The organism is Photobacterium gaetbulicola (assembly GCF_003025515.1).
In the GTDB taxonomy this organism is placed as follows: domain Bacteria; phylum Pseudomonadota; class Gammaproteobacteria; order Enterobacterales; family Vibrionaceae; genus Photobacterium; species Photobacterium gaetbulicola.
Genome location: NZ_PYME01000052.1, coordinates 1 through 11,066, shown reverse-complemented (window position 1 = coordinate 11,066; position 11,066 = coordinate 1). Strand labels below are relative to the sequence as shown.

The window sequence follows — 11,066 nt, the reverse complement described above, 5'->3', positions numbered from 1 at the left end:
TGGGCATGTACTCATTGAGAGATGGGTATGAGTCACTGAAAATATATTCGGAACCGCCGTATGCGACCCACGCTTGTACGGTGGTGTGAGAGGACGGAGGCCGTGAGGCCTCCTCCTACTCGATTCTCCGATAAGCCTTATCGCGGCTTTGCAGGTTGCTCTTTTGGCCGCAAGGCGAGGACATGCAGCAACCGTTCGGGGGCCTGCGGCCAAATCAGCGGGCTGGCAACCGGGTTATCTTTGTTGAACCAGCCTTCGAACCGGCTGGTGTTGTACTGGTAGAACTCAACCGTGTTATAGAGCGGGACAGTGACCTGCTGGTTGGCGATGAGCTGGTTGAGCTCGCGGATGATTTGGTGGCGTTGCTGGTTGGTTTCGGCGATCGGAAACTGCGCCAGCAGCGCATCGACCCGGGCATTCTGGTAATAGTGCATGGCATAGCGGGGATAGTGCGGTGCCTGGTAGGTACTGTTGAACGCCATGTCAAAGTACTTGAAGGGGGTCGGCCCTTGCGGGTAGTTGGTAATCGCTAACTGGTAATCTGCATGGGCGAGCTGTTCGTTAAACTGCAGGAAATCCGCTTGAATTGGCGTTACCTTGATCCCGATACGTAGCATCATTTCACTGATCAGCTGGGCGGTGGTGTTGAAATCTGACCAGCCCTTGGGGGTGATGATAGTGAGCGCTAACGGGTTTCCGCCGGGCAGATCGCGCCAGCCATCACCATTGCTGTCGACAAGATCAATTTTGTCGAGCAGATCCCCTGCCAGCATCGGGTTGTAGGACATGTAAGGCAGGTATTTTTCCGTGATGACAGGATCGGCCCAAGAACGGAAGCGATCACTCATCCCCGACGCGTACCGTGAGGGTTTTCCCTGCCCGAAAGCGGCGATATCAATCAACAACTGACGTTGCAGTGTCATTGAAATGGCACGGCGAAACTCCACCCTGTTGAACAGGGCTCGCACATCAGGATCGGCGGCCCTGAAGTTGAACATCAGGCTGACGTTGCTGGCGGGTGGTAGCCAGTATTTGAAGTCCGGCGAGTACGAGGCGTAGTGGCGTTCAATATCCGGAATGAAACTACCGGTCCAGTCGAACTCTCCTTGTGCAATACGCGAGATAAAATCGTCGTTGGTGGTCACCTTCGGGTAGCGCAAACAGTCGATCTGCCGTTTATCGGCCTGCCAGTATACCGGATTGGCGCATTGCAGGTAGCCATTCTCGTCGAGGTCTTTGATTTCGGTAAAAGGCCCGGTACCGACAGGGACTGGATTGGTAAACTGAGCGAAATTGTCCACCTTCTGCCATTGGTGCCTGGGTATGATGGGAAGCAGGACAAGGGTATAGGCGACCAAGGCGTTGGGCTTTTTCAGCCTGAAATAGACCTCATGGGCATTGCGCTTTTCGATAGACTCGACCCATAGTCCGATGCCATGTGAGTCAAGTTCTGGATATTTAAGTGCGAGGGAGAACGAGAAAAATACGTCATCGGCACTGAATGGTTTTCCATCCGACCACTTCACACCTTCACGAAGCGAAAAGCTAATCCCCATCAGATCCTTGTCGAGCTGGTAATGGGTCGCCAGGCGGTATTCCGGCTTGTTATTTTGCAGTGTATTGAAGATGATCAGCGGTTCAAATATGAACTCATGGGTTGTAGGCATGCTCCCTTTTGAAAAAGGGTTAAAGTTGGCAGTCACCGCATCTTTGTACTCCGGAACAACCGTCAGAATTGTTACAGATTGTGGCTGGGTGGCAACTGCATAGCTAAACGGATAAATCGTGCTAAAAACAAGCAGTAACAGGCTGGTCATGCGTTGGGTTAAGAACGTTGAATTTACTGTAATTATTGATTTAACAGGCATATTTTATCCGGCTGTGTATTTTGCTACTTAAATTACCCCAAGCAGTGAAATAGTTCAATGTCGTTGAAATTGTGGCTTTTTGCGGTTTTATTCTGAAAACTTGACTGGTTATTCCCGCTTTGTGCTGGTTAATGAAATGTTGCCAAATTTTATTTCTAGTGATACCGTCGATAAAAGTGTTCGGAAAACAGGCGATATTTAGCGCTTTCGGGCACGTTGAATCCCACCATTGAGTTATACGGTGAAGGGATATTGGTAATTCACGGAGTAACAGGAGTTGGCGCACATGGTTGGTGAAGTGGCGCTTGATGTAAGGGATTTGCATAAGTCTTTTGGCCAGAACGAAGTTCTAAAAGGCATATCGTTAACGGCCCACCGTGGTGATGTAATTTCAATTATCGGCTCATCCGGTTCAGGTAAGAGTACTTTCCTGCGTTGTATCAATCTATTGGAAACACCGACTCAAGGTGAGATCTGGGTTAACGGTGAATTGATTAAAATGAAAAATAATCGACAGGGAGAATTTCTGCCTGTCGATGAAAAACAAGTACAGCGTATTCGCTCTCGCTTGGCAATGGTATTTCAGGGGTTCAACTTATGGTCGCACATGACGGTATTGGGCAATGTGATTGAAGCTCCGGTGCATGTCCTCGGTGTTCCTAAGGCCGAGGCCATTGAACGCGGCGAAGCATTGCTGAAAAAGGTTGGCCTTTATGAGCGCCGTAACTATTACCCGGGGCATTTGTCGGGGGGACAGCAGCAGCGTGCCGCTATTGCCCGTGCATTAGCGGTGGACCCTGAAGTGATGCTATTCGATGAACCAACCTCGGCCCTTGACCCGGAGCTGGTTGGTGAAGTGTTGGGGGTCATGCAGGATTTGGCACAGGAAGGCAGGACCATGCTGGTGGTGACCCATGAAATGGCCTTTGCCCGTGACGTATCCAACCAGGTGATGTTCTTGCACCAGGGGAAAGTGGAAGAGCAGGGCGATCCGGCCAAGCTGTTCTCTAACCCAGAGTCAGAGCGTCTCCAGCAATTTATTTCATCAATATATTAACGATTTCATTAGCAAAACGGTGATCCATGACGACCTGTTTGGGGATGGGGAGTCAGTGAGGGAAGGATCGCCAATGGCATGCAAACAACAGACTAAAAAGTACAGCAGGAGTAAACAATGAAAAAATGGATTTTGGCGGCAGCCGTTGTAACAGCTTTGGGTACCACAGCCGTACAGGCTAAAGAGTGGAAGACCGTGCGTTTTGGTATTGAAGGAGCTTACCCTCCATTTAGCTGGACTGAGCCAAATGGTGAGCTTCGCGGTTTCGATGTCGATATGGCCAATGCACTGTGTAAAGAGCTGGAAGCCAAATGCCAAATCGTTGCGCAGGACTGGGACGGGATCATTCCATCACTGCTGGCGCGTAAATACGATGCCATCATTGCCGCAATGTCTATCACAGAAGAGCGTAAGAAGCGTGTCGATTTTACTGGCAAATATGCCCTTATTCCTAACAAGTTTGTTGCCAAGAAAGGCACGGAGCTCGACTTCACCAAAGAAGGCCTGAAAGGGGTTAAAGTGGGGGTTCAGCGTGCGACTACTCATGATAAGTACCTGACCGATAATTTTGACGGTTCGGTTGAAATTGTTCGTTATGGCTCATTCGATGATGCTTACCTCGATCTGAAAGCCGGCCGTATTGCCACTGTCCTAGGCGATGCTTCCGCATTGGAAGAGGGTCTGTTGAACAAACCTGGCGGTGACAGCTATGAGTTTATCGGCCCATCGCTGACTGATCCTAAGTGGTTCGGTGACGGGTTCGGTATCGCGGTGCGCAAGCAAGACAAAGATTTGACCAAGCAGCTTGATGAAGCGATCAAGTCACTCCGTGAGAAAGGTATCTACCAGCAAATCGCTTCTAAGTACTTTGCTTACGATGTTTACGGTGAGTGATCAGTAGTAACTTTGCTGTGATCCCAAAGGAGTTCACCTTTGGGATCATTCTCCTAAGCAGTAACAAGGAGCTTCCTTTTGATTGATTTGAAAGGTTATGAGTGGTCATTGGTGGAAGGGGCATGGATCACCCTGCAAGTCGCTTTGCTATCACTGGTGCTGGCGATGATATTGGGCATGCTAGGCGCGTTAGCCAAGCTATCTCCTTATCGCTGGGCAAGAGCTATCGCCACCTTCTATACCACAGTGATCCGCGGTATTCCGGATTTGGTGTTGATGATGCTGATTTTTTTCGGTGGGCAGATGCTGCTCAACGACAGCCTCTACCGGATCAACGAGTTTCTCAATGAATATTTCACCTCATCGGATCCTAATCACGAGTGGACAGCCTATCTTCCCGATTATGTAGAGATCAGTCCGTTTATTGCCGGGATCTTGACGATTGGGTTTATCTTCGGTGCCTACATGGCTGAGACATTCCGTGGTGCGATCCTCGCTGTCGACAAAGGTGAGCTCGAAGCCGGTAAGGCTTACGGAATGAGCAGTTTCCTCTCTTTCCGTCGTATTCTGCTGCCGCAGATGATCCGCCATGCCTTGCCGGGCTTTGGTAATAACTGGCTGGTACTGCTCAAAACCACGGCTCTGGTTTCCGTGATTGGCCTTGATGATATGGTGCGCAAAGGCGCGCTGGCCGCCGGGACAACCCAGATGCCATTTACCTTCTATATGGCGGTCGCGGTTATTTTCCTTCTTTTCACTTCGCTCTCGACCTCTGGTCTTAAGTGGGCGGAGCGTAAATTCAGTATTCACACGAGGTAGCTATGGACTTCAGTATTCTGGCCGACTCGTGGCCGATTTATTGGCAGGGCTTTTATACCACGGTGTGGTTGGTTGCCGCTGCACTGGTAATTGGCTTGGTGATCGCCGTACCCATCGGGATTGCCCGGAACAGCAAGGTGCCGTTGGTGTATGGGCCGGCCTGGGCATTTATCTATTTTTTCCGCGGCACCCCGCTGCTGATCCAGTTGTACTTGATTTATTACGGCCTAAGCCAGGTGATTGTTGTACAAGGAACGCTTTGGCAGGAGGCATGGTTCTGCGCGCTGGTGGCTTTTGTGCTCAATACCGCTGCCTACACCGCAGAGATTGTCCGTGGCTCGATCAACAGTATGCCGAAGGGTGAAATTGAGGCGGCTAAGGCGTATGGCATGAGTCCGGCGCAGGCGTTCCGCCGCATTATCCTGCCAAGCTCGTTGCGCCGTGCGCTACCAGCCTACAGTAACGAGGTGATCTTCATGCTCCATGGCTCAGCGGTGGCCGGTATCGTGACGATTGTCGATTTGACTGGTGCCGCGAAGATTGTCAATTCCCGCTACTACGCGCCATTTGAGTCTTATCTGTTCGCAGGGATGTTCTATATGGCACTGACATTCATCATCCTGTGGGGCTTCCGTAAGCTTGAGGGACGCTGGATGAGGCACATGCGGCCATTGTCGTAGGGATTGAGTCGTAAAATTCGTCAAGTCGTCTATTAGATAAAAGAAGCCCAGCCAATTGGCTGGGCTTCTTTTTATTTGTTATCTGCAATATCAGGTGCTTAAACCGCGATATCGTCGTATAGCGATGTCGATGTCAGTGCTGCCACCTCATCGATGTATTGGCGGATGCGGGCTGGGAACTTAACGCCTTTTACCACGGTCAGGTTGCGAAGGGACGGGAATAGGTTGACGTCATCGTAGCTCAACACATTGTTGCGCTCCGACGGTAGCTGCAGCCATGACAGCTTGTCGAAAGAGGCATTGAGTTCGGCTAGGTACGCATCGGACTTGCTGAAGGCATCGTCGAAGTCCTGCTCGATCATCGCGGTTTTGTTTTTGGTAAACCATGCCTTGGCTTCTTCACACTGGAACTCCGGCAAGTCGACCTTCATCCAGCGTGGGTAGAGCAAGCGGCTGCTGAATGGACGGGCAATATCGGCCCACGCGCTGATGTTGTCGTCGTTGCTGCCGGTTGCCAGAATCGGGTTGCCGTCAAGCGCATCGATATAGGCGGCGATATCCAAGCTTTCAGCCATGTAGCTGCCGTCTTTTTTTTGCAGGATAGGGACCAGATTGGCCCCGACTTTGTCGATACGGGCATCCACATCATGGTTTTGCAGGTAGACCAATTCGATGTCAGCCTTTTTAAGGCCAGCCACCATCATGGCTTTGATGCAGAAAGGGCAGTGATCAAATACAAACAGTTTCATCTTCTTTCCTTGTGAGTCAACATGTGTCATTCATTGCCAGAGAGGGGAGTGAGCTCCCACTCTCTGATATAGCTTGGACAACGGGCTTATTTGAAAGTCGACCAAATAGGGGCATGGTCTGACGGCTTGTCAATACCGCGCAGTTCGTAATCAATTCCGGCTTCTACACAGCGTTCGGCCAGTGACGGCGTTGCCAGAACCACGTCGATACGCAGACCGCGGTTATCGACGAAGCCTTTAGAGCGGTAGTCGAACCACGAGAACTTATCGTCAACGTCAGGGTGCAGCTGGCGGAAGGTATCGACAAAGCCCCAATCCATCAATGTGTTGAGCCATTCGCGCTCGATAGGCTGGAATGAGCACTTGCCGGTTTTCAGCCAGCGCTTGGCATTGGCCGGGCCGATACCGATATCCAGATCGATTGGGCTGATGTTGATATCGCCCATTACAATCACCTCTTCGTCGTTGTTGTGGTGATCGTTGAGGTAGGTCATCAGGTCGGCATAGAATTTCTCTTTGGCCGGGAACTTGGTTTCGTGGCTGATGTTGTCACCCTGCGGGAAGTAGCCGTTTAGTACCGTGACCTTGCGGCCATCTTCCTGCTCGAAGGTTGCCATGATCATCCGGCGCTGGGCCTCTTCGTCATCGGTTGGGAAGCCTTTGCGCACTTCAACCGGCTCTTGCTTGCACAGCATGGCGACACCGTAGTGGGCTTTCTGGCCATGGTGGTAAACCTTGTAGCCCATCGCTTCGACATCTTCGATCGGGAAGGCCTCGTCATGGACTTTGATTTCCTGCAGGCCGATCACGTCTGGCTGGTGTTTGTCGATCAAAGCTTGCAGTTGATGAAGGCGAGCACGAAGGCCGTTGATGTTGAACGAGATGACTTTCATTGATTTTGGTGTCCTTGGTAGTAAAGGCTTCTTTGGCAAAATCTGCCCTTGGCTGATGTTACGATGGCCAAAAAGCGGTTGTAATCCTTCGATGTTACCACCATTTAGCGCAAATTGGCTGGTGTATGTGTGACAAAGTACATTTGTGGCCGCATCTGTGTCTCGGCCAGATTATCTCGAGCACAAGGGCCAATTGCGGTTGGGATTAAGGATTGGGAGGATTTCCCAAAGGTTAATGCGATATGTTTAACCTTTGGGAGTGAGGTTGGTAAAGCGTTTAGCCTCGGAGGTTAGCTAGTAAGAATCCCCATCTGCGCTGTCTGTTTCTTCTGAACCCTCAGGCTCTGATGCTTCAGGTTCATCAGCTTCTTCGGCGTCCTCTGTTTCAGTAGGAACGTCCGAACCTTCAGTTACCTCCATGACCTCGACACTTTCTTCCACTTCAGGAGCCGGTGCCGGAGGGGGACTTTCACCACAACCGGTGAGCAGTGATACCAAGAGTATGAAAAAACCAACAGTTAGTTTGTTCAACATATACATTGTCCTCACGCAGGGAAGGCTTTAGATGAGTAAGCCGTGTGATTTTTAAGATTAGTGCAATAAGGTGCGATCTGCCGCCTGAAGTCACTTGGGTATATACCCATATCAAACGACCTTGTCTAAGCTCTATCAGGAACTATTCAAGCAACTGATAGCGAGGATAAAGCATGGGAATTATTTCTTGGATTATTCTTGGGCTTATTGCTGGTGCGCTGGCGAAGTGGCTAATGCCTGGGGATGATGGTGGTGGCTGGATAGCAACAATGGGCCTTGGTATTGCCGGGGCGTTTGTCGGCGGCTGGGTGGGGTCGTTTATCGGCCTCGGAGCGGCAACTGGCGTGAACTTCGGGAGTCTGGTTACGGCGACCTTCGGGGCGTTGATCCTGTTATTTGTCTATAACAAGTTCATCCGAAAATAAGCTGTGGGTCAATGGCTGGAGTTGTTCAAGGAAATTGATGATCTTGTTCAACTCCCGCCTCCGGACATCTTGCCAACCGCTTTCTATAATCGATGCATAGGCACTAATGATGCGAAGACGATTGGGGCGAGGAGCGGCTGATGGGTAAGTTAGTAAAGGGCGTTTGGCATGATGTTTGGTATGACACCGAAAGCAGCAAGGGAGAGTTTGTCCGTGAGGATGCCGGGTTTAGGCATTGGCTGACGGCTGACGGCAGTGCTGGGCCCAATGGCGAAACCGGCTTCAAGGCTGAATCAGGGCGATACCATTTATACCTCTCACTGGCTTGCCCGTGGGCACACCGCACCCTGATTTTCCGTGCACTCAAAGGCTTGGCTCCCCATATAGATGTTACCGTGGTCAGCCAGGACATGCGCACCAAAGGCTGGGAGTTTCTGCAGCCGGAGCCGCTTTATGATTATCAGTACCTGCACCAGATTTATACCAAGGCCAAAAGTGATTACACCGGGCGGGTAACGGTACCGGTGCTTTGGGACAAGAAGACACAGACCATAGTGAGCAATGAGTCGTCGGAGATCATCCGGATGTTCAACGTTGCATTTAATGAAATCACCGGCGATCAGCAGGACTTCTTCCCCAGCGAGCTACGCCAGGACATTGAACGGTGGAATGATTTTATTTATCCCAACGTCAACAATGGGGTCTATCGTTGTGGCTTTGCCACTAGCCAAGATGCTTACGACACCGCTTTTGACAACCTGTTCAGTGCACTCGAGACGCTGGATACCCATCTGGCGATCAGCCGCTACTTGGTGGGTGATAGGCTGACAGAAGCAGACTGGCGCCTGTTTACCACGCTGGTGCGGTTTGATGCGGTGTATGTCGGGCATTTTAAATGTAATCTCAAGCGTATTGCCGATTACCCCAATCTTCAAGGGTACCTCAAGGAGCTATATCAGTATCCGGCCGTGGCTGAGACGGTCGACATGTACCATATCAAGCGCCACTACTATTACAGCCACACTATGATTAACCCGACCGGTATTGTTCCCAAAGGGCCAGAGCTGGACTTCTCATCCCCCCATGGCAGGGATGTTCTGAGTGAGTAGTATCTCGGTGGTAACAGTATCTCGGTGGTAACAGTGTGGAATTACTCCGTGCTTTCAGTGTCAAGAAAGCGCTGAGTTTGCTTTTTGTAGGTCAGCGCCACCCTATGCTGGTGCGGGGAGGCTTTCTTGCTGATCATTCCTTCCAGTAGCTCTTTGCGCCAGTTCTCCAAGTCATTGGGCAGTGGCATGGAGCTGACGGCTTTCATATTGTGTTTTATATCCTCTTCGCTGCCCGTATTGAGATCCAGCATACATTGCAGGAAGCCGAGATTGGCTTCGCTGCATAGCGGATAGTCGTGGACAATCTGCTGGTAGCGGGGAAATGCCTGCTCCGACGATGTTTGCAATACTCGGTAAGCCTCGCTCAACTGCTCCTCAAGTTGTTTGATTCTCTGTGCAAGGTGGGTTTGCTGCTTGATGTCGCTGAGCCGGTTTTGGCTATGACCGTCAAAGCGGTTACGTTTTTCAATCGCCTGCATGATGCTGCTGATCAGTTGGGTCTCACCGAGGTGGATTAATAGCGGCAGGGTATCAGCCAAAATCACCGATGGGAGTTGGGGGATCTTGTTGAAAAAAGGGGATAGTCCCAGCAGTAAGCGGCGTTTGGCCTTCAGAGGCTGTGCATTGCCAAGTAGCAACCGGCTCATAAAGATATGACTGTAGGCGCTGAGAAACGGCTCCTGGGCTGGCATCACCCGCGAATGGGCGCGCTTATTGATTTTTTGCAGTTCGAGCTTAAGCCGCTGGCGCTGGCTGAGCGATGGTTGGCTGAAATAAACCTGTTCGAAAATTGCCATGTATTCTGCCAGGCAGATGATCCACTCAACATCGATGATCGGCAGATGGTTAGCAAGGGTTTGGCCCGCTTTGAGCACTTGTTCAACCCGATCCAGATCAGCCGCCAGCTGAGCCACCTTGAGGGCGCGATGGCTAATACTCGGGGTGAGCTTGAGTGCTTTTTGGGCACTGCTTAGGGCATCGTAATAAGCTTTGTCTTGTTCTTGGTAACTGGATAGGTAGTCGTAGAGTTCAATGTGCAGTGGCGATTGCTGAAGCTGGCACTCCAAAAGGTGAATAGCGGCTTTGAGTTGGTTATTGTGGTGTAGGATCTTTGCCAAGATGAGGCTCAGCTTGGGGGACGGGTGGTGCTTTCTCAGGATGTTGGCATATTTTTCGGCTTGTAACCACTGGCCATCTTCGATCAGCAAGTCTAGCAATAACCCTTCGAGTTTGTGGTGGTATCCCGTATGCATTAGCTGTTTTTTGCAGGTCGCAATGGCCTGTTGCCGGTCGTGACTGAGGAGAGCCTTGTAAACAGGCGCTCGCAGCGCACATTCTTCGAGGGTTGAGAGCAGTTTGGCTTTGACCATATCCGCGGTGATCGGCTTGGCCATGAAGCAGTCGGGCTCCACCGACATGCTGGTTAATATGACCTCGGCCGAGTGATCGCCGGAAATCATGATAATGCCGCAGTAAGGCGAAACCAGCTTCCTGCGACGAAGCAAGTTTATCAGTTCGGTGCCGGTGAGAGGGCCTTCCAGATGGTAGTCGATGAGCAGGACATCGTAGGCAATATGCTGGCAGTGTTGCTGGGCCTGCTGGTGATCGTATGCCGTGTTGATATGGGTTAACCCGATTTGCTGCAAAATAGACTTGAGCATGGTTGTCGCTAAGCGCTGATCGTCAACTATCAGGGCTTTGACTGCGTGCAGGGGCAGTATTTTTCCTTGAGGTTGACCCTGATTGTTTGGCATTTCCTTATTCCAAATCATATGCTACCGATTGAATTTTAGGAAAAAAATGGCCATTAATCCAAATTAGTTGCTCAGGTTTGTGATTTGAGAGTAAAAAAATGCATGAGCAAAAAGAAGGGGGATGAAAAAAGCCAGCAGCTTGCGCTACTGGCTTAGGAATGATGGTGGAGGGGGACGGATTCGAACCATCGAAGGCGGAGCCGGCAGATTTACAGTCTGCTCCCTTTGGCCACTCGGGAACCCCTCCACGGGGTGTTGCAATTTGTGTTGGCTTTTTGAGCCGG

11 protein-coding genes, 1 tRNA gene and 1 pseudogene are annotated in these 11,066 nt (G+C 50.9%); 7 read left to right on the top strand and 6 right to left on the bottom strand.

Features of this window, described 5'->3' with window-relative positions:
* Positions 1–89, top strand: a pseudogene (locus tag C9J03_RS27235) (group II intron maturase-specific domain-containing protein); the annotation flags it as partial.
* A gap of 48 nt (positions 90–137) precedes the next feature.
* Here C9J03_RS27235 and C9J03_RS26050 read toward each other — a convergent pair.
* The gene (locus C9J03_RS26050) at positions 138–1,868 is read right to left on the bottom strand and encodes an ABC transporter substrate-binding protein (RefSeq protein ID WP_052829724.1); all 1,731 of its coding nucleotides are present in this window, start codon (positions 1,866–1,868) and stop codon (positions 138–140) included.
* Between the two features lie 286 nt (positions 1,869–2,154).
* Between C9J03_RS26050 and C9J03_RS26045 the strand changes: the two genes are divergently transcribed.
* The 4 genes from C9J03_RS26045 (at position 2,155) to C9J03_RS26030 (ending at position 5,318) form a co-directional block, all read left to right on the top strand.
* Positions 2,155–2,925, top strand: a complete 771-nt coding sequence (locus C9J03_RS26045; RefSeq protein ID WP_044622710.1) for an ABC transporter ATP-binding protein — start codon at positions 2,155–2,157, stop codon at positions 2,923–2,925.
* A 117-nt stretch (positions 2,926–3,042) separates the two neighbouring features.
* Positions 3,043–3,819, top strand: a complete 777-nt coding sequence (locus tag C9J03_RS26040; protein ID WP_044622711.1) for an ABC transporter substrate-binding protein — start codon at positions 3,043–3,045, stop codon at positions 3,817–3,819.
* A 78-nt stretch (positions 3,820–3,897) separates the two neighbouring features.
* The gene (locus C9J03_RS26035; protein WP_044622712.1) at positions 3,898–4,638 is read left to right on the top strand and encodes an ABC transporter permease; all 741 of its coding nucleotides are present in this window, start codon (positions 3,898–3,900) and stop codon (positions 4,636–4,638) included.
* 2 nt (positions 4,639–4,640) lie between these two features.
* The gene (locus tag C9J03_RS26030) at positions 4,641–5,318 is read left to right on the top strand and encodes an ABC transporter permease (protein ID WP_044622713.1); all 678 of its coding nucleotides are present in this window, start codon (positions 4,641–4,643) and stop codon (positions 5,316–5,318) included.
* 98 nt (positions 5,319–5,416) lie between these two features.
* On the opposite strand, the gene grxB is transcribed toward C9J03_RS26030, so the two are convergent.
* The 3 genes from grxB to C9J03_RS26015 form a co-directional block, all read right to left on the bottom strand.
* A complete protein-coding gene (gene grxB / locus C9J03_RS26025) occupies positions 5,417–6,067 on the bottom strand; it encodes a glutaredoxin 2 (RefSeq protein WP_044622714.1) in 651 nt (216 codons plus the stop codon).
* An 86-nt stretch (positions 6,068–6,153) separates the two neighbouring features.
* Positions 6,154–6,960, bottom strand: a complete 807-nt coding sequence (gene xthA / locus C9J03_RS26020; protein WP_044622715.1) for an exodeoxyribonuclease III — start codon at positions 6,958–6,960, stop codon at positions 6,154–6,156.
* Positions 6,961–7,254: 294 nt separating this feature from the next.
* Positions 7,255–7,494: a hypothetical protein gene (locus C9J03_RS26015; RefSeq protein ID WP_039467887.1), complete on the bottom strand. Its 240-nt coding sequence runs from the start codon at positions 7,492–7,494 to the stop codon at positions 7,255–7,257.
* A gap of 173 nt (positions 7,495–7,667) precedes the next feature.
* On the opposite strand from C9J03_RS26015, the gene C9J03_RS26010 reads away from it, so the two are divergent.
* Together C9J03_RS26010 and C9J03_RS26005 are read left to right on the top strand one after the other, a co-directional pair.
* Positions 7,668–7,919 carry a GlsB/YeaQ/YmgE family stress response membrane protein gene (locus C9J03_RS26010; protein WP_044622716.1) on the top strand — a complete coding sequence of 84 codons (252 nt, stop codon included), beginning with the start codon at positions 7,668–7,670 and terminating at the stop codon, positions 7,917–7,919.
* A 140-nt stretch (positions 7,920–8,059) separates the two neighbouring features.
* On the top strand, positions 8,060–9,028 hold the full coding sequence (locus C9J03_RS26005; RefSeq protein ID WP_044622717.1) for a glutathione S-transferase family protein: 969 nt from the start codon (positions 8,060–8,062) through the stop codon (positions 9,026–9,028).
* Positions 9,029–9,069: 41 nt separating this feature from the next.
* On the opposite strand, the gene C9J03_RS26000 is transcribed toward C9J03_RS26005, so the two are convergent.
* The gene (locus C9J03_RS26000; protein ID WP_107291799.1) at positions 9,070–10,782 is read right to left on the bottom strand and encodes a response regulator; all 1,713 of its coding nucleotides are present in this window, start codon (positions 10,780–10,782) and stop codon (positions 9,070–9,072) included.
* A 162-nt stretch (positions 10,783–10,944) separates the two neighbouring features.
* A tRNA-Tyr gene (locus C9J03_RS25995) sits at positions 10,945–11,029 on the bottom strand.
* Between the last annotated feature and the right edge of the window lie 37 nt (positions 11,030–11,066).